At 62.6% G+C, this 24,722-nt stretch carries 22 protein-coding genes; 9 read left to right on the plus strand and 13 right to left on the minus strand.

What is annotated here, in order from left to right; all coding sequences use genetic code 11:
- Positions 1–18 precede the first annotated feature (18 nt).
- The 6 genes from CAL12_RS21025 to CAL12_RS21050 form a co-directional block, all read right to left on the minus strand.
- Positions 19–465 (minus strand): hypothetical protein, encoded by a 447-nt coding sequence (locus tag CAL12_RS21025; RefSeq protein ID WP_232464584.1) that lies wholly within the window; start codon positions 463–465, stop codon positions 19–21.
- A gap of 444 nt (positions 466–909) precedes the next feature.
- The gene (locus CAL12_RS21030) at positions 910–1,506 is read right to left on the minus strand and encodes a lysozyme inhibitor LprI family protein (protein ID WP_157793070.1); all 597 of its coding nucleotides are present in this window, start codon (positions 1,504–1,506) and stop codon (positions 910–912) included.
- Positions 1,507–1,554: 48 nt separating this feature from the next.
- Positions 1,555–2,637, minus strand: a complete 1,083-nt coding sequence (locus CAL12_RS21035) for a phenylacetaldoxime dehydratase family protein (protein WP_232464585.1) — start codon at positions 2,635–2,637, stop codon at positions 1,555–1,557.
- Between the two features lie 26 nt (positions 2,638–2,663).
- Positions 2,664–4,301, minus strand: coding sequence for an MFS transporter (locus CAL12_RS21040; RefSeq protein WP_086066397.1), 1,638 nt, complete (start codon positions 4,299–4,301; stop codon positions 2,664–2,666).
- Positions 4,302–4,391: 90 nt separating this feature from the next.
- On the minus strand, positions 4,392–5,342 hold the full coding sequence (locus CAL12_RS21045; RefSeq protein ID WP_086066398.1) for a carbon-nitrogen hydrolase family protein: 951 nt from the start codon (positions 5,340–5,342) through the stop codon (positions 4,392–4,394).
- Positions 5,343–5,376: 34 nt separating this feature from the next.
- A complete protein-coding gene (locus CAL12_RS21050) occupies positions 5,377–6,702 on the minus strand; it encodes an MFS transporter (RefSeq protein ID WP_086066399.1) in 1,326 nt (441 codons plus the stop codon).
- A 97-nt stretch (positions 6,703–6,799) separates the two neighbouring features.
- Between CAL12_RS21050 and CAL12_RS21055 the strand changes: the two genes are divergently transcribed.
- Positions 6,800–7,726 (plus strand): LysR family transcriptional regulator, encoded by a 927-nt coding sequence (locus CAL12_RS21055; protein WP_232464586.1) that lies wholly within the window; start codon positions 6,800–6,802, stop codon positions 7,724–7,726.
- A gap of 182 nt (positions 7,727–7,908) precedes the next feature.
- A complete protein-coding gene (locus CAL12_RS21060; protein ID WP_086066401.1) occupies positions 7,909–8,325 on the plus strand; it encodes a PACE efflux transporter in 417 nt (138 codons plus the stop codon).
- Here the strand turns inward: CAL12_RS21060 and CAL12_RS21065 are convergent.
- Positions 8,322–13,391, minus strand: coding sequence for an autotransporter-associated beta strand repeat-containing protein (locus CAL12_RS21065; protein ID WP_086066402.1), 5,070 nt, complete (start codon positions 13,389–13,391; stop codon positions 8,322–8,324). The genes CAL12_RS21060 and CAL12_RS21065 overlap by 4 nt on opposite strands.
- Before the next feature lie 283 nt (positions 13,392–13,674).
- On the opposite strand from CAL12_RS21065, the gene CAL12_RS28780 reads away from it, so the two are divergent.
- Positions 13,675–14,211 (plus strand): RES family NAD+ phosphorylase, encoded by a 537-nt coding sequence (locus CAL12_RS28780; protein WP_086066403.1) that lies wholly within the window; start codon positions 13,675–13,677, stop codon positions 14,209–14,211.
- Between the two features lie 4 nt (positions 14,212–14,215).
- Here CAL12_RS28780 and CAL12_RS21075 read toward each other — a convergent pair whose 3' ends face one another.
- Positions 14,216–14,797 (minus strand): nucleotidyltransferase family protein, encoded by a 582-nt coding sequence (locus CAL12_RS21075; protein ID WP_086066404.1) that lies wholly within the window; start codon positions 14,795–14,797, stop codon positions 14,216–14,218.
- Between the two features lie 93 nt (positions 14,798–14,890).
- Positions 14,891–15,385 carry a GNAT family N-acetyltransferase gene (locus CAL12_RS21080; protein ID WP_086066405.1) on the minus strand — a complete coding sequence of 165 codons (495 nt, stop codon included), beginning with the start codon at positions 15,383–15,385 and terminating at the stop codon, positions 14,891–14,893.
- Between the two features lie 49 nt (positions 15,386–15,434).
- Between CAL12_RS21080 and CAL12_RS21085 the strand changes: the two genes are divergently transcribed.
- Together CAL12_RS21085 and CAL12_RS21090 are read left to right on the plus strand one after the other, a co-directional pair.
- Positions 15,435–16,043 carry a class I SAM-dependent DNA methyltransferase gene (locus CAL12_RS21085; RefSeq protein WP_086066406.1) on the plus strand — a complete coding sequence of 203 codons (609 nt, stop codon included), beginning with the start codon at positions 15,435–15,437 and terminating at the stop codon, positions 16,041–16,043.
- A 63-nt stretch (positions 16,044–16,106) separates the two neighbouring features.
- The gene (locus CAL12_RS21090) at positions 16,107–16,424 is read left to right on the plus strand and encodes a YnfA family protein (protein WP_086066407.1); all 318 of its coding nucleotides are present in this window, start codon (positions 16,107–16,109) and stop codon (positions 16,422–16,424) included.
- Between the two features lie 27 nt (positions 16,425–16,451).
- Here CAL12_RS21090 and CAL12_RS21095 read toward each other — a convergent pair whose 3' ends face one another.
- Positions 16,452–17,381 carry an alpha/beta hydrolase family protein gene (locus tag CAL12_RS21095; protein ID WP_232464587.1) on the minus strand — a complete coding sequence of 310 codons (930 nt, stop codon included), beginning with the start codon at positions 17,379–17,381 and terminating at the stop codon, positions 16,452–16,454.
- A 296-nt stretch (positions 17,382–17,677) separates the two neighbouring features.
- Here CAL12_RS21095 and CAL12_RS21100 point away from each other — a divergent pair, with 296 nt between their 5' ends.
- Positions 17,678–18,715, plus strand: a complete 1,038-nt coding sequence (locus CAL12_RS21100; RefSeq protein WP_086066409.1) for a glutamate cyclase domain-containing protein — start codon at positions 17,678–17,680, stop codon at positions 18,713–18,715.
- Positions 18,716–18,727: 12 nt separating this feature from the next.
- Here CAL12_RS21100 and CAL12_RS21105 read toward each other — a convergent pair whose 3' ends face one another.
- A complete protein-coding gene (locus CAL12_RS21105; RefSeq protein ID WP_198298285.1) occupies positions 18,728–19,657 on the minus strand; it encodes a LysR family transcriptional regulator in 930 nt (309 codons plus the stop codon).
- Positions 19,658–19,749: 92 nt separating this feature from the next.
- On the opposite strand from CAL12_RS21105, the gene CAL12_RS21110 reads away from it, so the two are divergent.
- Positions 19,750–20,817, plus strand: a complete 1,068-nt coding sequence (locus CAL12_RS21110; RefSeq protein WP_198298286.1) for a Bug family tripartite tricarboxylate transporter substrate binding protein — start codon at positions 19,750–19,752, stop codon at positions 20,815–20,817.
- Positions 20,818–20,882: 65 nt separating this feature from the next.
- Here the strand turns inward: CAL12_RS21110 and CAL12_RS21115 are convergent, their stop codons facing one another.
- Positions 20,883–21,821 carry a LysR family transcriptional regulator gene (locus CAL12_RS21115; RefSeq protein ID WP_086066411.1) on the minus strand — a complete coding sequence of 313 codons (939 nt, stop codon included), beginning with the start codon at positions 21,819–21,821 and terminating at the stop codon, positions 20,883–20,885.
- A 101-nt stretch (positions 21,822–21,922) separates the two neighbouring features.
- Here CAL12_RS21115 and CAL12_RS21120 point away from each other — a divergent pair, with 101 nt between their 5' ends.
- Both CAL12_RS21120 and CAL12_RS21125 read left to right on the plus strand, forming a co-directional pair.
- Complete coding sequence (locus CAL12_RS21120) at positions 21,923–23,299, plus strand: acyclic terpene utilization AtuA family protein (protein WP_086066412.1); 1,377 nt, start codon at positions 21,923–21,925, stop codon at positions 23,297–23,299.
- Entirely contained in the window at positions 23,292–23,672 is a 381-nt protein-coding gene (locus tag CAL12_RS21125) for an AtuA-related protein (RefSeq protein WP_198298287.1), read from the plus strand. Before CAL12_RS21120 ends, CAL12_RS21125 begins: the two co-directional genes overlap by 8 nt.
- A 1-nt stretch (position 23,673) precedes the next feature.
- Here CAL12_RS21125 and lhpH read toward each other — a convergent pair whose 3' ends face one another.
- Entirely contained in the window at positions 23,674–24,681 is a 1,008-nt protein-coding gene (lhpH, locus tag CAL12_RS21130) for a trans-3-hydroxy-L-proline dehydratase (RefSeq protein WP_086066413.1), read from the minus strand.
- Positions 24,682–24,722: the final 41 nt, after the last annotated feature.

The raw sequence follows: 24,722 nt of genomic DNA on the forward strand, positions 1-24,722 counted from the left end.
CCCTTGGCGCGGTGATTATCAGAAACCGTAGCCGCTGATGTATCGACCGCAGGAGTTGTAGTTGATCTTGCCGTTGGTGATCATCTTGTAGCGAAGGATGGTGCCTTCGTTATTCGTATAAAAGATGACCCAGCAGTCGGTCGATTCCGGAACGTATTCATCGTATCGCCCGTTCTGGATGATGCCCGGCGCGGTCATCACCTGATAACCCTTGTTCTCGTAGTGCGCTGCCTCGTAGCCGTAAATGTAGGTGTACGACTTCGTCTGGGCGTCGACTTGCTTGACGAACGGCGTTGCGCCATTCGGCTCCGGCCATTTGGGCAGCAGTTCCTTGATGTTCTTACCCACCTGAGCGTCGAGCTTGTTTCGGGTGGGCGACCACGGTGATAGTCCCATGCAAGCTGAGAGCATTACAGAAAGAACGATCGCGGGAGCGATCCGAAACATGCTTCCGAAGCGTTTCATGATTTCTCGACAGTGCAGAAGTAGTGGAGATCACGGTGGGGCCGCAATATATCACCTGGGTTCACCACTGGTAACTGTCGTTGAAACGATTCGTAAGATCAAAAATTCAAGACGAGGGTGGCTTGTCGTTCCATGCCGAGGCGGGAGGCGCCGCTGGCGACCGGGCCAGTAGCCCCGTGCCCGAAGGCAATGTTCCGCAACGATGTATCCGGATAATCGAGGGGACACCCATGACATCAGGCGCGCCCTCATATACCTGTGCGCTTGGTTACATCCCTAGGGCCGTCTTTAACCGATGTGCGATCGCGCTTTGATATGGTGACGCCAACGTCGTTACGGGAACGCAGTAACCGTATCGGACGTAGCGCACTTAGCCACGGCCCAGGCCGTGGCTTTTTTTTGGAGGGTGATACTGATACCAATGCGCATCCGCTCCGAACCGGATCAGGGTCGATGCGTTGCTGCGTAGCTGGTTCGCCAGTCTTCCAGCTCCTGGGCACGGATGGCCGTCCTTTCCATTCGGCAGGCCGATAAGGTACTCGGCCCGGATGTCGATCCAAATCGATCGGCTCTCACGGCGCAGTCCTTTTCATAAAAGGCAAGCCAAGCACGCTGTGCAGCCTGTATCTGCTGGATAGCCTCCTTGCCTGCCACGCTGGTGATGGTGGAAACCAGCGCTTTATAATCCTTGTTCAGACGCGCATCCTGATAGGTATATTCAGCGTCCGCACAATCTCCCTGGAGCCCCACCTGCCCTTGCGTAGCCTTGATGCACGCGTCATAGCTTGGCCTGATGCCGTAATAGCGTGGCGATACGTAGGAGAGGCGCTCCACCCCTGGCATGATGGCGACGCCGTTGATAACGTTACCGTCGTCGTCAGACTTGGTTTGGTGGTCTTGCGCGCCACCCGCTGTAGCTGCCGCCAATGGCGGAGATGCCAGCGCGCTGTCGAAAAGAGATAGGAACAACAGCCACACTGCCACGGCAGTCCTTGCCCGCTTCATCACTTCTTCCTCCAGAGAATAAAAGGATGATGACATCAGCGGTGACTGTATCAAACAAATCGCCGGCTATAGCCAGGGGCTTTCCTACGTGGGCATGACCGCGCTGCCCCACGAGCTTGCATATGGAAGCAATCCGGTCTCGGCGTGGCAATTGACGTACTCGAGGATCGGGGAACTTCCCAGGACGAAGACCTCGTGCCAGGTCACGACTGATCGGCGATCCCCGTACTTGCGGCGCATTGCCAAGGCATGCTTGAAGATATCGAGATGCTTTGCATGTCCAGCCGACCATTCCTCCAACTTGGCCAGGGAGAGAAAATAGCCATATTTCGATGTCTCGCGACGCTCGTTGCCGTCCGCGTCCAGGTTCACCAGGTCTCGCAAGACCAGGCAACCTGTTTCGTCCGGCGCGTCCTTCAGCGACTGCATGCCGGCTTCCAGCTTCGGTTGTAGATTCGTTTCGTAATCGGATAGTTGCTCGGCTTCAGCCATCGCCCAATATTGTCCCGAACGGATCGCCACTACGTTGATCGGCAGCGTCACCCTTATCCTTTTTTTCGGACCGCCGCGGTAATCACGCGCCGGCGCATGCGCACACGGCGAACGCAAAGGGTCGATGGCTGCCAGCGGGATGCGATCCCGCATTGCGCCGAAGTAGCCCGCTACATACATGGGCTGCAAACTCCCGCGGTCCGTACGGGCGATCCCCGCCGTATAGAAGCGCTCGGAGAATATCGTCTCGTGCCTGTCGTAAGGCACGACGAAGGTTTCTCGCCAATACCCCGAGTCCCCCCGCTCCCGCTCGGGCTCGGACAACCAGTGATTGAACCGATCTTCGCGCCGCCAGGCTTCATACTTCGTCGCATCGGTCCAGTAGGCGACCACGATGGAATTGACCCATCCGGCCTGATCCCGATGGCGCAGTTCCTCGAAGCTGTCCGGCCCGTTCGCGCGGCCCATGGCATCGCGAACACGCTGGAAAAACGCGACCGGCGTATCCCGGTCGTCGGCCGCATGCTGGACGGCGATGTAGTCGGAGACGATGCTGGCCACCGGCTTATCCCAGCGCACCGAGAATTTCGGCGCGCCCGGGCTGTGGGAATCGGGTCGCCGCAGGGGTTCGGTGCGCGGGTATTCGACGTGAAAGTTGATCGATGTAGCGGACATGACCTTGTGCTCCGGAAGCTCGGGCATTACGTGCGGCTCAATCGGGTCTCGGACACCGGCAAGGACGGCTCTTCATGAACTTTCTCGTGCAGCCATATGCCTCCCACGACCACCGATACGGCGGCGAAGACGATCGGATACCACACGCCGAAATAGATGTCTCCGGTCATCGTGACCATGGCAAAGGCCGCTGCAGGGAAAAAGCCGCCGAAAATCCCATTCCCGACGTGGTAGGGAAACGAAAGAGCGGTGTAGCGCACACGGGCGGGAAACATTTCAACCAATGCGGCCGCAAGTGGGGCGTACACCATGGCAAAGAAGCAGCACATGATGAACACCAGCAGGATCAGCATGGGAATATCCACCCGGGCGGGGTCGGCCTTCTGGGAATACCCCGCCTCCCGCAGCGCCGCCTGCATGGCGACGGGGTCGAATCCGATGATGGTTTTCGAACCCACGGAAATAACGGGGCGGTCCGCGCTATCGTCATGCTGATTTGTATACGGCACGCCAAGCTTGGCCAGGGATTCCTTGACCTTATCGCATTCCGTAATCGGAGGATTCGTTCCGAGCAGGTCGAACTGCACCCCGCACTGGGCGGGCGCGGCACGCAGCATGACCGGCGCCGTCGCGGCGGCCTGCTCCAAGCCGGGGTTGGCGTAATGGGTCACACCGTGGAACAGCGGCATGAACGTCACCGCGGCCAGGAAGCAGCCCGTCAGAATGACTTTTTTACGGCCGATATGGTCGGATACCGCACCTGCGATCCAGATCATCGGCAACGTCAGGACCAGTGCGGCACTGACGATGATGCTGGTCGTGCCTATGTCGACGTGCAGGGTTCGATTCAGGAAAAAGAACACATAAGTCTGGCCTGTGTAGAGGACCGTAGTCGTACCCATGACCAGGCCGAACAACGCGATCAGCATTGCCTTGATGTTGGTCCAGCTTCCGAAGGCCTCGCGCACCGGTGCTTTCGACGTTTTTCCTTCCGCTTTCATCGCCGCGAAGACAGGCGACTCGTGCAGCTTGGTCCGAATGTAGATCGAAATCGCAAGCATCAACCCGGACAACAGGAAAGGTATGCGCCAGGCCCAGTCGTCGAAGGCGGTCCCGAAGATTTCCCGGCACAGGAAGACGACTCCCAACGACAGGATCGCGCCACCCGCGCCCGTCATCTGGATCCAGCTTGTGTCTCGGCCACGTTTTCCGGCAGGAGCGTGCTCGGCCACGTAAATGGCCGCGCCACCGTATTCGCCGCCCAAGCCCAATCCCTGGAGTACGCGCATGGCCAGCAGCAGAATCGGCGCCCAGATCCCGATCTGGCTGTAGTTGGGCAGCAAGCCGACGCAGAACGTGGATGCACCCATCAATATGATCGTGATCAGGAAGGTGTATTTGCGTCCGATCCGATCTCCAAGCCGTCCGAAGATCAATGCCCCGATCGGACGGACGGCGAAGCCCACGCCAAACGCGATCAGCGCGAACAGGTACGCGCTTGCGCCCGACAATGCTCCGAAGAACTGGGCCGAGAACACTGAAGCAAGCGCCCCGTAGAGAAAAAAGTCGTACCACTCGAACAGGGTGCCTAGCGTCGATCCCACGATTACCCTGCGCGATTGCCTGGCGGCGTCGCCACTCTGTTGTCCCATGGCTGGGTTCATGATTTTCCCCTTGTAAACGGCTACATTGAGTTCCGTTGATGCGACGGACCATCACAGTGCAAGGACGGTGCGAGCGCTTTCGACTTCCGGTCAGGCGTATGCATCCACCACATCGTTGACCGTGACGACCGAACTTCGCGGCTGTTCGTTCACGATGAGCTTGAATAGATCGGGCCGCGAATAGTGGCCGTTGACGTCGTGATCGAACTGGGCGCGACGGATGTCGTCCATGTCGATTTCGGCCGTGAGTATCGTTTCACCGCTGAAATCCGGGCCAGCGATGACGTTGCCTAGCGGGCCGATGATGACGCTGCCGCCCCGCATCAGGACCTCATCCGGCGCATCGGTGATCGTGTTGCGGATATCTTCCGGATACTGGGAGCGGGTCAGGTACTGGCAGGCCGACAGGACGAAGCACCGCCCTTCCAGGGCCACATGCTGCATCGATGGCACCCAGGTGTCGCGGTCATCGGCGGTCGGCGTGCAGTAGAGCGTCAGCCCCTTGTTGTACATGGCCATGCGCAGGAGCGGGACGTAGTTTTCCCAGCATATGACCGCGCCCATGGGTCCCCAGGGCGTGTCGACGGCAGTCAACGTGGAGCCGTCGCCATGGCCCCAGACGAGGCGCTCCGCCGCCGTCGGGAGCGTCTTTCGATGCTTGCCCAGCAGCGTGCCGTCAGGCCCGAAGAACAGGACGCAGCAGTACAGCGTGCCCCCGGCCCGCTCGATGACGCCGATGGTCAGGTGCAGTCCGGCTTCCCTGGCCGCGGCGCCCAGCCGATCCGTTTCGGGACCGGGCACCACGATTGCGCGAGACGCATACGCAAGATATTCCTCGCGAGTGCCGGGCCGGCGCATGCCGACGCAAATATGGAAGTCGGCACCCTTCGGGTATCCCCCGATGAATGCTTCGGGAAAGACCGCGACCTGCACGCCTTTCCGCCCGCACTCCGCGATCAGCCTTTCCGCCTTTTGCAAGGTCGCTTCCGAGTCCGTACCTTCAGTACCGGCCTGCACGACCGCGACGGTCACTTTTGCCATGACTACACTCTCCAGAATTGAAATGGGCTGCGCCTTATCCCTGCGCGATGTTTCGATCTTTCGTCTCAGGCAACATGCGCCAGAGCACCAGGAAGCAGATGAAGGAAATGCCGGCCAGATACGAGGCGGGGATGTTCGGATCACCGGTGAACCGGATGAGCGCCGCCGCGATGAATGGCCCCGGCCCTGCCAGGACCGCCAGCGCAACGTTGTGTCCGATCGCGGCCCCGGTCGATCTGATGGACGCGGGAAACACCTCGACCAGCAGCACGACGTCCATCACCGCGGTGATCGCCACGAGCACGGCCAGTACCGCCAACGCGATCGAGATGGCGATGAAGTTTCCCGTGTTCATCAGCAGGAAGATGGGATACGCCAGCACGGTCAACGCGGCGGCGGAGAGCAGGACGAATCGGCGGCGTCCCAGGCGGTCGCTCAACAACCCGATGATGGGATGCGCAATGGAATAGACGACGAGGGCGGCGCTACATAGCCATAGCGAATCCGTCTTGCTCAATCCCACGGTCTGCGTCAGATGGTTGTTGGCGTAGGTAATGAAATAGTAGAGAGACACGCCAAACAGGGCCGAGAAAGCGAAACTGATGATGAAGGCCTTGCGCTTCTCCTGGCTCGAAACCGGCGGGATGCCTTGCTTGGCGCGACGTTCCTCCAGTTCCGCATACACAGGGGTGTCGCTCAACTTCCGTCGGATGTACATCGCGACGCCGGCCATGACGATGGAAGACAGGAATGGCAGCCTCCAGCCCCAGGCAGTCATTGCTTCGGCGGAAATGCTGGAGGTCAGTGCCGCGGCGATTGCCGTGCCGGCCAGGAATGCAATGCCCGCTGTTCCGGTGATGACGCTCGCGGCTGTCGCCCTGCGGTTGTGCGGGGCGCTCTCGATAATGTAGATACCCGAACTGGACCACTCGCCGCCCACCATCATGCCCTGGAGGAATCGCAGGATGACCAGCAATATCGGTGCGGCTATCCCGATCGTCGCATAGCCCGGCAGCAAGCCGATCAAGGTGGTGACCAGGCCCATGCCGAAGACCGTGACGATCAAGACCGCGCGCCTGCCCAGGCGGTCACCCAGCGGACCGAGGACGAAGGCGCCGATCGGCCGGGAAAGAAATCCCACTGCAAAGACCGCCAGCGAGGAAAGCAGGGATACCCCTGGCGCCGTGGATGGAAAGAAGATCTGCCCGATGGTGGCGGCGAAATAGCCATAAATGGCGAAGTCGAACCATTCCATGAAATTGCCGATGCCCACGGCGATCGCACGCTTGCGCAAATCAACGTCCCCATTTTTTCCGGAGACTTCCCCTTGTGTTGCCCTTGCGAGGCTGGCGCTTGTCATCGCCTTCTCCCTTCGACTTGATTAATGGCCGTGTTCGACCTGTGGAAGAAGGCTAAAGGTGGCGGCAAAATCAATCAAACGATTAATATAGATTGCCATGATTAACGTCGCTAATATTGGTCGTCTCGACCTGAACCTTCTCCTGGTCTTTCATTGCCTGATGACGGAACGCAGCGTGACGCGCGCGGCGGCCATGCTGCACATCACGCAAGGAGCGGTAAGCGCATCGCTGAAGCGATTGAGAGAGCACTTCGGCGACGAACTGTTCGTGAGGACGGGATCCGGCATGGTGCCGACGCGACGCGCATTGGACTTGGCGCCGAGAGTCGCGGAAGCCCTCACTGCGGTGTCCGCCATGACGGGCGATCAGATTCGCCCGCCGGTCAAGGTGTCCAACCGAATCTTCAACATCGCCCTGTCCGACGACCTGGAAACGTATCTCGCACCGGCCCTCGTCGGCGAGGCGGCCAGGTCGCTGGCAATTTCCTTTGCCTTCCATCAGACCAATAGCAGCCTTTGGAAGACCGCCCTCGCGGACCCCGACATGGACCTGGCGCTATGCGCCGAACCGAAGGAACTGACGTCCCAATTCTCCTCGCAGGTGTTGTTCTCTTCATCGTATTCCTGCCTTTACGATGGACGGCGACTCAATCTGAGCAATCCGATTTCCCGCGAGGAATACCTGTCGCGTACGCACGTACGCGTTTCCTACGACGGCAGGCGAGGCTTCGTCGACGACCTGTTCCAAACCGCGGGGGCTGTACGGCGGGTATCCGCCTCGTTCACCCACTTCGGCGGCGTTCTCTCGGTCCTTGCGCTGGGCGATGGGATCGCCACATTGCCGACCTTTGCGGCGTACGCCTATGCGCGGATCGCGCACCTGACGGTAAGCCCCGTGCCTATGCACGTGCCGGCGTTTCGGGTCTTCATGATCTGGAAGGTGCAAAGCACCGCCGACGATCAGAACCAGTGGCTGCGCGATTTCGTCGTTGAGAGGACGCGCGGTATCAATGTGGAGCAATGAGCTCGGACGTACCGATAACTTATTTCCGCAGCCCCGGGGCTGGGAGCGTTGGACCCGGTGCGCTTCCGACCGTACAATCGCTTCGTGGGCGGAAACCGTGGCCCATGTTTGTCCGCACTACCTATTCCATTACCGGGACGGACCGGCTTCATTCATGAGCCTAGCGCTCACTGGAGCTTCCGATGGTCGTCCTGGCACCTCGCGCGCGGCGCATTGTCTATGTCGCGCTCTTTGAAATCCTTGCGATCCTGTTGTCCGCGCCCATCCTGATGTTCCTGGGTGGCGGAAGTGCGGCCAACGCCATGGCCGTGGCCGCGGCGGTCACCGCGCTGGCTGTCGCATGGAACTACATCTTCAATACCCTGTTCGAAGCCTGGGAACGGCGCCACCGCGGGGGAGCGCGTACCGTGCGGCTTCGAGTCGTTCATGCGACCCTGTTCGAGGGGGGCCTCGCAGCGGCGGTATTGCCGTTGTATATGGTTTGGTACGACGTGAGCATATGGCAGGCGATCAGGATGGAGGCCGCGGTGCTCGCCTTCTTCCTGGTTTTCACCTTCTGCTTCACCTGGTGTTTCGATACGCTCTTTGCCGCCCCTTAGAACCTGTAGCTGGCCTGCAACTGGAATACCTGCGCGGACACGTTCCCCGTATCGAAGAGGCGATCGTAGCTGGCGGAGACGTCCACGGACTTTCCGACCGGCAGCGTCACGCCCAGCCCGGCCGACAGCATGCCGCGCGACGGCGCGACGCCCGGCAGCGAAAACCGCGTGCCGTCGCTGGCGGACGCGTTGACGTTGCGCCCGGCATCCAGCGTTTCGTAGGCATAGCCCACGCGCGCTTCCACCAGTGCGGGCTTATCCGCACTGGTGTGGAAAGGCAGTCCCACGGACAACTGCGCATAGGGTTGCAAGCTGCTGATGTCCTGTCCGCGCACATCCAGGTTCTGGCTGCCGGCGCCGGTCTCATCGAAGCTGTCGGCGTGGAAGTACTGATAGCGCAGGCCCATACGCGGCGTGACGATCACCGGCCCCGTGGCCATAGGCAGGCTGGCCTGCAGGCCAGCGGTGATTTCCTGCCCGTCGGTATTGCCGCGCGCGCTGTTCAGGCCGGGGAACGAGCGACGCGAGTTCAGGAAATCATAGGCCACGCCCACCGTGGCCGCGACGTCGACAGGACCGACTCGGCGGCTGCCGTAGCCCGCCAGCCGCACAGTGTCGATCTTGCCGGAAGCCTCGTCCTCGGAGACGTCGACGTGGCTGTAGCCGCCCGCCACGCCCACGGTCCATGCGCCGGCCTGGCGATCGACGCCCGCCAGGAAGCCGTAGTGGCTGTCCTTGTAGCTGGGCGCCTCGTCGTTGCCGCGCACGTGCGCGGTATTGGAGACGACCTGCGCCCAGGCTTGCTGTCCCGGACGCGCGCAATCCGCGGCAGCTGCCGCATCGGCGCAGGCCTGTCCCAGGCGCGAAAGCAGCGCCTCGTTCACGCGCTGGCCCTCGCGTATGGCGGCCGAGCCGATGGCGCCGAAGATGGTGGCATTGGTGGGCGCGACGACGACAGTGCCGCCCGTGACCTGCGGGGACAAGGCCAACGTGGCGCCGGCGGCCTGGGTCTGTACGTCCTGGACAAAGCCGGCCGGCGTATTGCCCGTGATGCTGGAGAACTGGCCGGATACGCTACCCGCGTCCAGGATGCGGTAGGACGCGGCGCTGTAGGTGCCAGGACCGTACAGGACGTTCAGCGTGCCGGCCAGCGACGCGTTACCGCCCACCTTCAATTGCGATGCGCTGCTGGGGCTCACGTCGATGAACAAGGTGCCCGACGGCGATTGGGTGTAGTTGCCGGTGACGGTCAGTGTCCCGATCGATCCGCCCGGACGCACGGTGCCGTTGCTGACGACATTGCCGGCGATGGTGCCGTGGCCGCGCAGCGTGCCCGCGCCGCCGATGGAAACGTCTCCCAGGATGCTGGCGCCAGGATGATCGGCATCGCCGACCTCGAACGTGCCGCCCATGACCGACGTGCCGCCGCCATAGGTGTTCACGGCATTCACGATCAGTGTCCCGGCACCGTCCTTGATCAGGCCGCCGGTACCGGAGATGACGCCGTCGAACACGGTGTCGTCGGCGCCGTTGACGGTCAAGGTATTGCCGCCCAGCGCGACGGTGCTGCCCGCCACGCCGGCCAAGGCGCCTATCGTCTGGTTGCCCCCCGCGGAGATGTCGAACGCGGCGGGACCGGCAAGATTCACCGCGCCGGTGGACGCCAGGCTGCCGCCCGCGGCTATCGCCAGGGTACCGGCATTGATGACGGTTCCGCCGGTATACGTATTGGCGCCACCCAGCGTCTGGGTGCCGTTGCCGTTCTTGACCAGGCCGCCCGTGCCGGCGATCACACCGTTGAAGCCACCGTTATTGGCGCTGGCTAGCGTCAGCGTATTGCCGCCGAGCGTAACGATGCTGCCAGTCGCGCCGTTCAGCGCGCCTATCGATTGGTTGCCGCCGCCCGAGATATCGAAACCGGTACCGCTCGCCATGAGGGAGACCGTTCCGCTGGGCGCAAGGCTGCCGCCCACGCCGATGGCGAGCGTACCCGCGTTGATGACCGTGCCGCCGGTATAGGTGTTGTTGCCCGTCAGCGTTTCCGTGCCGCTGCCGTTCTTGGTGAGTCCGCCGACGCCGCCGATCGAACCGCTGTAGATACCGTTGCTGGAGTCCCCCAACGTCACGTCATTGGCGCCCAGGACGATCGTACCGTCGCCGATCAGCGTGCCGAAGGTCTGCGTGCCGTTGCCCGCCGACAGGTCGAAGGTAGCGCCCGTGGCAAGGTTCACGAGGCCGGTAATGGACAGGCTCGCACCCGCGCCCAGCGCCAGTGTGCCCGCGTTGATGCTGGTATCGCCGGCGTAGGTATTGGTGCCGTTCAGCGTCAGCTTCGCATTGCCGTCCTTCGTCAACCCGCCCGCGCCGGAGAGGTTGCCGCTCAGCGTCATGTCATTCGAGCCGAGCACGGTCAGGTCGGCATTGAGCAAAACATCGTTCGTCAACACCACGGCGCTGCTGGCATCCAGCGTGGACGCGCCGCCCACGGTGAAGGTGCCCGTGCCCAGCGCGGTGTTGCTGCCGACGACCAACCCGCCGGCGTTCAGCTTCACGCCACCGCCGAAGGTGTTCGCGCCACTCAGCGTTTGAATACCGGCACCGTTCTTGACCAGCGCGCCGTTCGCGCCGCCACTGATGCTGCCGTTGAAGGTGGTATTGGCTACACCGTTCAGCGTCAATGTGTTGCCGCCCGTCGCGACCGTGCTGCCCGCCACGCCGCTGAGCGAGCCGATCGATTGATTGCCGCCGCCCGAAATGTCGAATGTCCCCGTACCCGCGAGATTCACATTGCCGGTGGAGGCCAGGCTGCCGCCGGTGTTGAGCGCCAGCGTACCGTTATTGATGGTGGTGCCGCCGGTATACGTATTGGCATTTGTGAGTGTCACCGTCGCCGCACCGTTCTTGACCAGGCCGCCATCGCCGGAAATCGCCCCGCCGAGCACCAGGTCGTTGCTGCCCATCAGGTCAAGGTTAACGCCCGCTGCCAGAACGACATCGTTGCTCACACTGATCGACACCTCCGCATCCAGCGAGGCGCTGCCGGCGACCGTCAGGTCGCCCGTGCCCAGCGCGCCGTTATCGCCCAGCACCAGACTGCCCGCGTTGAGCGTGGTCCCACCGGCAAAGGTATTGGGGCCGCCCAATATCTGCATGCCGCTTCCACTCTTGACCAGCGCGCCGGTGCCGATGATGCTTCCGTTGTATGACCCAGGGCCTGTGCCGCCCAGGGTGAGCGTATTGCCCCCGAGTTGGACCGTGCCAGCGGTACCATCCAGTGCGCCGATGGATTGGTTTCCACCATTCGAAATATCGAAACCGGCGCCGGCCTGCATGAGCGTGACCGTGCCGGTGGACGCGAGGCTGCCGCCCGGGCCGATGGCGAGTACGCCCGCGTCGATGGTCGTGCCGCCCGTATAGGTGTTGGTGCCGGTCAGCGTTTCCCTGCCGGTTCCTTGCTTGAACAGCATGCCGCCCGCGCCGACGATCGAAAGTGTGAAGATGTCGTCGAGGGGGCCTCCGACGGCCAGGGAGTTGGCGCCCACATTGACCGTGCCGCCGCCGGCCAGGGGACCAAAGACCGGCGGGACGGTGCCCGCGGAAATATCCAGCGTGGCGCCAGTGGCGACGAACACGGGGGCGGTGGCGGACAGGCTTGCGCCCGCGCCCAGCGCCAGCGTGCCGGCACTGATCAGCGTGCCGCCGGTGTAGCTGTTGATGCCATTCAACGTCAGCGTGGCGGCGCCGTCCTTGCTCAACTGGCCTACGCCCGATAGATTGCCGTTCAGCGTCAAGTCATGCGTGCCCGACACGATCAGGCCGGCATTCAGGACGACGTTGTTCGGCAGCGTGACGGCGGCGGTGGAATCGAGCGAGGCCGTGCCGCCCACGGTCAGCGTGCCCGCGCCCAGCGCGGCGCTGTTGCCGACGATCAGTCCGCCGGCGTTCAAGGTCACGCCGCCGGTAAAGGTATTCGCCCCGCTCAGCGTCTGGGCGCCGGCACCGTTCTTCACCAGGCCACCGAAGCCGGTGATGGTGCCTGCGAATGCGGCGTCGCCCACGCCGTTCAGGGTCAGGTTGCTGCCGCCCAACGAGACCGTGCTGCCCGCGACGCCGGCCAGCGAACCGATCGTCTGGTTGCCTGCCGCGGAGATGTCGAAAGCGCCCGTGCCAGTCAGGTTCACCGCGCCCGTGGACAAAAGGCTTCCGCCCGCGCCGATCGCCAGCGTGCCGGAATTGATGGTGGTGCCGCCGGCATAAGTATTGGCGTTGGTGAGCGTCACCGTGGCCGCGCCGTTCTTGACCAGGCCGCCATTGCCGGCGATGACGCCGCCGAGCGTCAGCGTGTTGCTTCCCAGCAGATTCAGGTCTGCGCCCGACGCCACATTGATATCGTTGGCCAGGTTGATCGCGGCGCTCGTTTCAAGCGTGGCCGCGCCGCCTATCGTGAGCGCACCCGTGCCCATTGCCGTGTCACTTCCCAACACGAGGCCGCCCGCGTTCAGCACGGTGCCGCCGGCATACGTATTGTCGCCATCCAGCATCTGCACGCCAGCGCCATTCTTGATCAGGCCGCCCGTGCCAGCCATGATGCCGCTGAAGATGGCATTGCCGACGCCATTGACCGTCAAGGTGCTGCCGCCCAGCGTGACGGTGCTGCCGGCTACGCCAGCCAACACACCAATGGATTGGTCGCCGGCGGAGATATCGAAGCCCGTGCCCGCACCCGTCAGGGTGACGGCCCCGGTAGAGGCCAGGCTGCCGCCCGCGCCGATGGCCAGCGTGCCGGCGTTGATCGTTGTGCCGCCGGTGTAGGTGTTGGTGCCGGTCATCGTTTCGGTACCGGAGCCTTCCTTGATAACCCCGCCCGTACCGCCGACCGATCCACTGAAGGTACCGTCGGTGGGGCCGCCGATCACGATGTGTTGTGCATATACCGCCGTGGGCAACATGCCGATCAATGTGACGGACGCCGACATATTGATCGCCCGTACGAGTATGGTGAGCCGGCTCCCGTGACCCCGTTTCCGGATCGAAACGCGGTCGACCAACGCTCTATCGAGAACCATGCCCCTTCCCTTACATTTTTTTGGAAATGCAGCGATTCTTATACAGAAACGTCAGGATGAGAAGGTTTTTTCGATGTCGGATTCATCGGTCTGCGGCGGGAACCGTGATGGGTCAGCAAGCGTTACAGAACCATACAACCCCAGCCCCCTTTCATGCTCCGGTTGAACTGAACTCCAACTTTTAGTCCGTTCCAGCTGGGGGGTTTCATTACACCCCGGCAGCCTTGCCATTAAAGCGCTCGGATGTGGCCTCTACTACGACAACCGAATCTTGAAGTTTGAAATGAGCAATCGTATAAAGCTGCGCACGCTGAGCGGAACGTTTTTTCGAGCTATATCAGCTGATAGGGTTGATGATGTGTTGTCACCGCCAGGAACGACCAGTGCAGGCCGCTATCATCGACCCGGTCAGACAACGCTCTATATAAGCCCGTTGCTCGAATGGGCAATCATTGCAGTGTCGGGGTATATGCGCGAAGACGGTTACCCCCGCGTTGTCGTTCCGCTAGAGGTCGGCCCATCGTGCGTCCTTGATCAGCATGACGAGGAAGCGTGCCGCCTCCTCGGCATCGATCCGAATCTATCAAATGCATCTTGGCGCTCGGCCTTATCGCAAGGTCGGGAACCTACTTCCTGGCTTAATGCCGATGCCGCACGCAACGCTGGGGCGGACGGCATAATCGACTGCTCCCGGATGATCCCTGGAGGTTGGCACGTTGGCCTATTCCGCTGGAACAAGCTGGGGGGACCCGCAGTGACAGTCGCCGGCGCCCCCATCCCGATCAGGTTATCGAAGAGCGGACCAAAATGGGGTCTTTAGGCTTTCAGCTTTGCCTTGATGGAGTAGCGACGCGAAGGTAGGGCCACTTCTCCAGCCAGCCCTTGTCGACGTACCGCTGATTGAAGATATGGGCCTTTCGGTTTTCAAAACTAGGAGTAGGCCTAATGATCCCTTGGAACAAGTCCCGCAGGCCGAATGGTGCCAGCACCTCGATTCGCCCGTTGTCTTTTAGACGGACTGCAACGGCGGTGGCAGTCTCGGGCCATCTTCTGACTGAGTCAAAACTGCTCGTGTAGGGCTTATCGCCGTTGCGCTCGTGCATGTAGCTTTGATTTTTTACTGACCAGTCCAGCCGAGGGAGATGTTTCGCAAGCCGTTTCTGTAACACTTGGTCACGAAGCGGACTCGCCCTTCGTCTGTCAAACCAGATGACGTCGACGTCCCCATCCCAAGCCACCGGACTATCAAGCAGGCAATTCCAGACTGCCGCACGTATAAAACCGGCCCCGATCCAGCAGTCAGGCAGCCGCAAATCTCTGACAGCTTCCAGTGCGAACCGGCGACAAGCGTCTGCATCGATGATAGCCCTCAGCCTGCTTTCATAAGTATCTGGCTCTTCGACCATATGTTGCTTCGCCTCAGATTGGCAATCGATGTACCGTCGTTACCCGTTGCGCAAAGCCCGCACGTTCGTAAACACCCCGCGCGGCCTTGGACATTAGTCCCTCAGCAATGCCATCGTGTAGCAGTCGCTGTGGATGCCATCAATCAGGAATGCGCGGCGCATGAATCCCTCCTCTTCGAAACCCAGGCGCTCATAGAGGGCCTTGGCGTTCTTGTTGTCTTCACGCACCGTAAGTTCGATGCGGGTGAACCCCAAGGACCAGGCCGCATCGATCGTTGCACGCATCAATCTCGCACCTATGCCGAGATGTCGTGCCGATGGAATCAAACCGATGCCGAGCGTCCCGACATGCGCTCTGGCCTGGCCGTGGGTCGGCAGCACATCGCACCAGCCAACGACCTGCCCATCGAGTACGGCAACGGACATGTATCCCATCCCGTCGACGATGGATTGATAGAAGATGAACGCCTCGTTTTCCGGAGGCGCCTGGGTGAAGGCCAGGAAGCGCTTTTCGCGTGCTACCGTATCCAGCGCGGAACGAACGCCTGCGAAGTGTGCGACACGGAGTGGTTCGATTACCAAGCTCATAAGCCTTTTCAAGCAAGGAAGTGGAGTCTCTGCGGAATAAGGTCGAAATATGCACGACTTAGCGAACCGTATCATCGATCATTACGAGCGTCACGCCAGCGCGTGGGATGCCGATCGCCGCGTCGCTGACTGGAACGAGAAACCGTGGCACGACCGTTTCATAGCCGCGCTGCCGAATGATGCAAGGATTCTCGATGTGGGCTGCGGCGCTGGCTCGCCTGTCGCCGGATATATGGTCGCGAACGGCTTGCGCGTCGTCGGCATCGACTCGTCGCCGACACTCATCTCGCTATGTCGCGACCGCATGCCTGACCAGGAATGGATGGTGCGGGATATGCGCTCGCTCCAGCTCGGTCGTCGATTTGACGGAGTCCTGGCGTGGGATAGCTTCTTTCACCTCACACCGGATGATCAGCGGCGAATGTTCACCGTCTTCGATCAACATGCCGCATCGTCGGCTGTACTGATGTTCAACAGCGGGCCGGCGGAAGGCGAAGCGGTAGGAGAGTATCGGGGTGACCCGCTCTATCATGCGAGCCTGAGCGCCGATGAATATAGAGCGCTGCTCCACGACATCGGATTTACGGTCGTGGCTCATGTGGCTGACGATTGGAGTACGGGCGGCGGCCGCACGGTTTGGCTCGCAAGGCGCGGTTAAGGACGGTCAAGGCTTCAAGGTGATCGAGCGCGTGCAGGACAGTGGCAGCGCCGAGAAGAGCAAATGAACACATTCCTGTTGTATGTCGCCACGGCGATAGCGGAGATCGTCGGCTGCTATCTGCCGTATCTTTGGCTCAGAGACGGCCGCAGTCCCCTGCTCCTGATCCCGGCCGGAATATCGCTGGCCCTGTTCGCCTGGTTGCTGACTTTGCACCCCACCGCCGCCGGGCGCGTCTACGCAGCGTACGGCGGCGTCTACATAGGTGTGGCGCTGGTCTGGCTGTGGCTGGTCGACGGCATACGCCCCAATGGATGGGACTGCGCGGGGGTCGCCTTGGCGCTTGCGGGGATGGCGATCATCGCCTTTCAGCCCCGCTGAACGGTCGCGCCGTTCACGGCCGCCCGGTCATAGCCGGGCACGGAAGAAGTCCACGACATCCCGGTCGATCTGCTGGTGAATTTCCGCCCGATCCACGCCCGGCGCATCCTTACAGATCATCGGCGCCTCGGCCGCCACCGACGTGGGGCAGGGATCGACGAAGACGAAGTGATTGCCGGGTACGACACGGACGACCGGAGGCGTGGCCAGGCCTGACACGACAGCGAGCGCATTTCCCGTCGAACCGAGATAGCTGTCATCCCGCGGGCGAAAAAGCATCGTCGGCACGCGCACAGCGGAAAGACCCTGCGCGTCGAACATCATGGCCAGCGGGTCCATCAGCACCAATGCTTTCAGGCGGGGATCGACAGGCGGTTGCCAGGTCGCCAATTCGGCGGGCACGGCCGCTTTACCTTGCCCACGAGGCGCACCATCATCGGCTGCCGGGCGAGGGCACGACCCGGGATCGGCATGCTCCGCGCAGTATCTGCCGGCATACGCAAAATCCGGCTTCGCTCCCGCCAGGATCAGGGCTGTGTAGCCGCCGGCCGAGTATCCGATCATGCCGATCCGGCCGGAATCGGCGCTCGCCGAAAAACGGGGATCCGCCAGAACGGCATTGAGCGCGGCCTCGGCCTGCCGGGGGCGCTCGATCAGGATCTGCGCCTGGGACGCAGCTCGGGGGTGGCCGGAAGCATCCCCCACGTGCGTCGGCAGGATCGCGATGAATCCCGCGCGAGCCAGCGCAGCAGCCAATTCACGGTGACTGAAGGGGCCGCCTCCCCTGCCGTGCGAAACCAGGACGACCGGAAAGCGAACATCGGGGGGAACAGGCGCATTGCGCGTCGCGTCGATGGTGAATGGACCGGCTTGCCATGAAACCTCGGGTGCGCGTGTCGGATAAAAGACGACCGTGTCGAACGAAGCGGCGTCATCCTTTACCGTCAGTCGGATCATGCCTGCGTTGAATCCGGGCGAAGATGCCGCCAGCGCGGGACACGTCCATATGAGTGTCACCGCCATCACCGCTATCCAACGCATATTCCTGCTCCTGACCGGCCAGAATGAGCGCGAGTTTACCAACGGTAATGTGGCATGGGCTGCTCATTGGGGGCGCGGGAGCGGGATCCGAGGCCGGCCCTACCCATAACAAAATCGCATGCTGAATCCGGAATTTCGATTGGAAATTATCAGCGCATGCGCTCACACTTCGCCTCCTGCATTCCCGCAGTAACACTATCCAGGAGGGCGAAATGCCGGACGTTATTGGAGACAACGTAGACCGCCTCGTCAGCGTTGAGATGCGCAATCGTGGCTTGAACTACAACATCGTGTCCGGCATTTATGGCGAGGCGCGCCGCGAAGGGGGCGGGCGTCCGCTGTCGACCCGGATCGCCGAGGCGCTCATTGAAAAAGTGAAGCCCGGCGATTCCGTGTTCATCGTGACCGGCGCGGGCTACGCGCCCGAATCGCCGAACGGCGAGATCGATGGGCCGCCCGGCGCCGCGGCGCTGGCCCGGGCCTTGTTCTGGGGATTGCAGGCGGTACCGGTATACGTCACGGAACGTTGCCACGCGCCGCCCGTAGTGGCATCCAGCCAGGCTTTGGGCATCATGGTTCGGGACTTCGAGCTGGCGAAGCAGCGCCGCATGGGTGCCTGCATGGAAAACGCCCCGGTCGAGCAATCGGCGGTGGCGTCCTGGGCCGCGGAGATATTCGACAAGCACAAACCCGCCGCGATTATCGCCATCGAGCGCCTGGGCCCCAATGAGCAAGGCTTGCTGCACTATTCGACCGGCGTGGTGCCGAAGAACTGGGTCGACGTGTCACCCCTGTTCGACGAAGCGCACAAGCGCGGCGTGCTTTCCATCGGCATCGGGGACAACGGCAATGAAATAGGATTCGGCCGTATCCACCCCTTCATGAAGAAATTCCACCCGTACGGCAGCCGTACGCAATATGAAGGAGGCACCGGCGTGCCGTCCGTGACGTCGACCGATATCCTGTTCGCGGCGTCGATCTCCAACTGGGCTGCCTACGGCGTCGTTGCGATGCTCGCCTATTTTCTTCAGAAGCTCGACCTGATACAGACCGCCGAACTCGAGAAACGCATGATCTGGGCGTGCCTGGATGCGGGCGGCTGGGAGATGCGATACCTGACCTCGCGCTTCATCGTCGATGGAACGGAAGGAGAAAGCTCGATGGCGATCATCCAGCTGCTTCGCGACATGGTCAGGATCAATATATCGACGCCGGATCGTGGCCTGGCGCACGGAAAGATAAACGGCTGAAAGCCCGCACCGTCATTTCTCGCGCAACCTGCCCTGCAAGTCGCCCAGCAGGCGATCCACGACTTCGCGCATGATTTCCGTAAGCGCCAGGGCAAACGGGCTGCGCCCTTCCCCTTCGCGATAGACGGCCGAGAATTGCAGCGAGATTTTCGGTGTGAACGGCCGGACCACGATGTCCCGGCTGGCCGGCTCCATCGCCGCGAAGGGGTCGATGATCGCCAGGCCCACACCCTGGCGCACATAGTCGGCGACCGTATGCGAATGCATCGTTTCGAGCCGGAGCTTCGGGCGGACATCCGACTTCTGCAAGGCGGCGTTGATCTGCGCCCGCAGGACACTCCTGGCTCCCAACGAGATGAAATCCTGCCCCTGCAGGTCGCGCACCGCAATGGTTTTCCTGGACGCGAGGGCATGGCCGCGCGGCATCGCGCATACCGCATGGCTGACCGGGAACAGCTCATGGTCGATATCCCCGCGGTCTTCCGGAACCATGGCGTAGGCGACATCCAGCTGCCGATGCGCGATCGCCTCTATGAGCCCGATGGACTGCTCGGGATGGACGGCCACGACCACGCCCGGGTGACGCTCCGCAAAGATGCCGAGAGCGACCGGCACCACGCTTTGCGACAGGTTGCTCATCGCACCCACGTGCAGGTAGCCAGCCCGGGCGTCCTTGATGGCCCTGGCGGCCTCCCGAATACGGTAGGCGCCCGCGAAGTGCCGCTCGACCTCGCGATAGAGCTGTCCGCCTTCCGCCGTAGGCACGATCTGCGCGCCATTGCGCCTGAACAGCTCCAGTCCCAGCTCGTATTCCAGGTCCTTGATCAGGCGCGTGACCGCGGGCTGGGAAACCGCCAGGGCCTGCCCTGCGCGGGTCATGCTCCCGTACTGCATCACCGCGCGGAAGGCTTCCAGCTGACGGAAGTTGATGGGTCGTTCCATAGGATTTTCATCATAACTTTCGCGCATGCTAGTGCCAATATTTTGATTGGACAATATAGCGTCGGCACGCGACGATGGCAGCGGGGTATGCAATGAAGCTGCATCCATCCCAGGGGAACCTCGCTATGCGAGAACAACTAGGTAGATACACCGATATGAAGACCGCCGATAAGAATTTGACGATGCTCGATCGACGCCGCGTGATCCTCGCGGGCGGGGCCGCCCTGGCGCTGATGCGCGTGCCCGGTGCCATGGCGCAGAGCGGCTATCCGAACAAACCTGTTCGAGTGATCGTTCCCTACCCGCCAGGTGGCGCGTCGGACATCACCGCGCGCGTGCTCGCCGAACAACTCGGCCCCCGGCTCGGCCAGCCGGTGATCGTCGAAAACCGGGCAGGTGCCAATGGCGCGATAGGCATCGGATTCGTCGCGAAATCTGCCGCCGACGGCTATACGCTGGCCGCGGTGGCAAGTTCGCACGCGTTCAGCCGCACCCTGTACCCCAAGCTTCCCTATGATCCCGTCGGCGATTTCATTGCCATTACGCAGACGACGCGCACGCCGGTGGTGCTCGTGTCATCGGCGACGCTGCCAGCCCGCAATCTGAACGAACTGGTCGAACTGATCAAGGCGAGTCCGGGTCGATACGCCTTTGCGTCGTCGGGCAACGGCAGCAATACGCACATCTTCGGTCAGTGGTTTTGCGCGATCGCGGGGCTGCGGATGATACACGCTCCATACAAAGGCAGCACGCCTGCCCAACTGGATCTGATCTCCGGACAGGTCGCGATCACCTTCGACACATTGCCGGCTGTCCGTCCGCATATCCTCAGCGACAAAATCCGCCTGATCGCCGCGGCTGGAAAGCAGCGCCTGCGCCAATTCCCCGAAGTCCCGACTATAGCGGAATCGGGTTATCCGTCCTTCGATGCGGAGTCCTGGTCCGCGCTGCTGGCGCCGAAGCACACTCCGCCTGAGATCGTCGCTCGCCTGAACAAGGACGTCGTCGACGCCCTGCATACCGAGGAAGTAAGCGCCCGGCTACGGGAAGCCGGCTCCGAAATCGTCGGGGACCCGTCGTCGCAGGCGCAGAAGATGATGGAAGAGGAAGAAAAGCGCTACAGCGCCTTGATCAAGGAATTGGATATCAAACTGGAGTAGCCGCGACGGCATATTGCTCATCGGACTCACCGGCCCTGATGTGCCCGGCATCGGGGCCAATCGCTTCAGCGCGGCTGCGCCTCGCCGCCGTAGCCCTGGCCTACCTTGCCCAGGCGTGCCACGACCAGATCGTATAGGGCCTCCGCGGCGATCGACAACGGGCTTTCCTGCTTGCGGACGATGTAAATCTGCCGTTCCAGCCCGGGCACGGTAATCGGGCGGATGACCAACCCGGGTTTCCTGAACTGGTACAGCGTAAGCGACGGCACGACACTGACGCCCAGGCCCGCTTCTATCATGCCGGTCACCGTGGCAAGTTGCTCGACCTCCATCAGCGTCTTCAATGTCTGCGGATACAGGACGGCTTCGATGCTCTGGCGCACGCTGCTGTTGCGCACCAGGTGGATGAAGGGCCAGGGCACCAGCTTCTTCAAAGTCAATCGCGGCTCTTTCGCCAACGGATGGTCTTCGCGGCACACCAGGTGGAAGGTGTCGCTGCACAGGGCCTGCGCATGCAGTTCCCCGGGATCGGTCGGGCGTGTGCCGCGCGACGCCAGGGCGAAGTCGGCCTGGCCGCCCCGCACCAGCTCTATGCAGGGGTCGGACAGCACGTCCGACAGCTGCAGCTCGACGTTGGGATGCCGCGCGTGAAACTCGCTCAGGATGGAAGGCAGCCAACCGGCGGCCAGCGAGGGCAGCGCCGCGATGTGGACGCGCCCGCTGCGCAGCTGGACGCGGTCGGACACGTGCGCCATGGCGTTGCCGATGTCCGCCAACAGCTGGCGCGCCAGCGGTTCGAATGCCTGGCCTTCCGGCGTCAACGTCACCCGGCGGGTGCTCCGGTCGAACAGGCGCGCGCCCATGGAGTCTTCCAGGGCACGGATCAGCGCGCTGAAGGCTGGCTGGGACAGGTGGCAAGCCTGCGCCGCCTTGGTGAAATGGCACAGGTCCGCCAGCATCAGGAAGGCCCGCAACTGGCGGGAAGACAGGTCGGGTGTGCGCATATTATTAATACGAATCGCAGATCAATCGATCCATAATTTCAATTTTGCTTATTGTAGACGGGTTCCTATACTGGTCCGGAGACCAGCTTGAGAACGTCGTGATGCCAGATCCTTCGCCCCTATTGGTTGGCTGCGCGGCCGGCTTTTCCGGCGACCGCACGGATGCCGCCGGGCCCGTTGTCGATACCCTTATCGCAAGGCTGGGTGGACGCCCCGCCGAGGGACGTGCGTTCCTGATTTTCGAGACGCTGGCGGAGCGCACGCTGGCGCTGGCCCAGTTGCGCAAGCGCGCGGACCCCGAAGCGGGCTACGAGCCGCTGCTGGATGACATGCTGCGGCCGGTGCTGGCGCGTTGCCTACGGTACGGCATACGCATCGTCAGCAACTTTGGCGCGGCCAATCCGCGCGGGGCGGCACGCCATATCGCGCGCATCGCGGCCGAGCTGGAGCTGCCGACACCACGCATCGCGGTGGTCCTGGGCGACGACGTGTCGGATGCCCGGCATGCCGCGCGGCTGGCCGAACGGCTGGGGCCAAGCTACGACGCTGGCCGGGTGGCAAGCGCGAATGCCTATCTGGGGGCCGAACAGATCCGCGCGGCGCTGGACGCCGGCGCGCAGGTGGTGGTGTGCGGCCGCGTCGCGGACCCATCGCTGACGGTGGGGCCGGCCATGTCGTATTTCGGCTGGCGGCCCGACGAGTGGGACAAGCTTGGCAAGGCGACCATGGCCGGGCATCTGTTGGAATGCGGCTCGCAGGTCAGCGGTGGGTATTACGCCGACCCCGGATACAAAGATGTTCCCGGCCTGGAAAACGTCGGCTTCCCGATCGCGGAGATCGACGCGGACGGCGACTGCATCATCGGCAAGGCGGATGATACGGGCGGCTACGTCGACGAGCATACCGTCAAGGAACAACTGCTGTATGAAGTCCACGATCCCGCGGGCTACCTGACGCCGGACGTGGTCGCCGACATCAGCGGGGCGGAAATCAGCGTGGTCGGCAAGGACCGGGTACGGCTGCGGGGCGTAAAGGGCCATCCCAGGCCGGCCGATTACAAGGTCAATGTCTGCCTGGAAGGCGGCTGGCTGGCTGAGGGAGAAATCTCCTACGCGGGCCCGCGCGCGGAGGCGCGAGCGCGGCTCGCCGCCGACGTACTGCGCAAGCGCCTGCCCGAGCTTCGGATACGCGTGGACCTGATAGGCCGCCTGAGCGTGTTCGGCGACGATGGCGGCGCGCTGCTCGCCGAGACCGGGCCAGGTTCGAGCGAAGACATACGCCTGCGCGTTGCGGCTCATGGGGCGACCTTGGCGGATGCGCAACGGCTGACGCGCGAAGTGACCGCCCTCTATTGTTGCGGGCCGGCTGGCGGCGGTGGCGTGCGAACCGCACTGACGCCCAGATTGAATACGGTGTCCTGCCTGCTGCCACGCGACGTCGTGCCGGCACGCTTCGAAATGGTGAGTGGCGATGAATGATGCGAACATCGTGACCGGCGATCGGCTGGTCGTGCCGCTGTACCGCGTGGCGCATGCACGGACGGGGGACAAGGGCGACCGTTCGAACATCAGCCTGATCGCGTGGGATCCGGCGTTCTACGAGCCGCTGGTCGCACAGGTAACACCGGAACGGGTGCGGACGCATTTCGCGCATCGCAAGCCCACCGCAGTGCAACGCTATCTGCTGCCGCGCCTGCATGCGATGAATTTCGTACTCGACGGCGTGCTCGATGGCGGCGTGAACGACGCGCTGAACCTGGATACGCACGGCAAGACGCTGTCCTACCTGCTGCTGGCGCTGGAAATCGAAATCCCCGCGCGTTACGCGGGGCTGCTGGCGGGACCGCGCTGACCTATCGCGCGAGAAAGCCGTTTTTCAGGGGATCACGCGGGTCCAGCACCCAGTTGGCGAATCCGTGGATGCTGGCGCGTCCCGATATTTCCGGCACCACGGCGTCATAGTCGCCGACCTTGGCGGCGGTCAGCGCACGGCCACGCATGATCGTGCCGATCACGGACTCGTTGACCATGGACACGCCCAGGCCCAGGTCTCCGCGCGCCACCAGCTGCGCAATACGTCCGGCCGTGCCCGAACCGGTGGGCGAGCGATCCACCTGCCGATCGGCGAAGATGCAGCAATTCGCCTGGGTGGACCCGGGGTGGCGCGGCGCGCCACTGATGATGGTGCCGTAGATGTGGTTCAGCTCTGGGATGTGCGGGTGCGCGACCGGGTATGCCTGGTTGGCCGCGATTTTCACCTCGGCGCCGAAACGTATCAGTTGCTCGATGCGCGACTCATTGATGGCGAGCCCGTGGGCAGCGCCGTCGGTATAAAAGTAGAACGCGCCACCGAACGCGATATCGCCGGTGACCCGACCGAAGCTGGCCGTGTCGACCGAGACGTCGCGCATCACCAGGAATGACGGCACGTTGAGGAAGCGGACGTCGCCGGCCTGCTCTCCATCCCATTGGACGTAGGCCTCGATGAAACCGCAGGGCGCGTCGATCCCGACCCGGGTCTCCGGCTCGGTGCGCACGACCCACCCCAGCTCCACGGCGGCGGTCGCCAGGGCGATCACGCCATGGCCGCAATGGTCGCTATAGCCTTCGTTGTGGACGAATATCACGCCGAAGTCCGCCTCGGGTGACACGGGGTCCGTGAGGTAACCAGCGTACATATCGGCATGACCGCGCGGCTCGAATATCAGGGCCGTACGCACGTCGTCCAGGTTTTCCTTGATCCAGGCCCTGCGCTCGACGATCGAGCGGCCTGGAAAGCGCGGCAAGCCGCTGGTGACGATGCGGAACGGCTCGCCGCCGGTATGGGTTTCGACTGTGCTGACCGCCCGTTCATAACGCATCGCTGGTTTCTCGTCTCGGCTAAACGTATATCGTATAATAT

Origin of the sequence: Bordetella genomosp. 8 (genome assembly GCF_002119685.1) — a bacterium.
Classification (GTDB): domain Bacteria; phylum Pseudomonadota; class Gammaproteobacteria; order Burkholderiales; family Burkholderiaceae_B; genus Bordetella_C.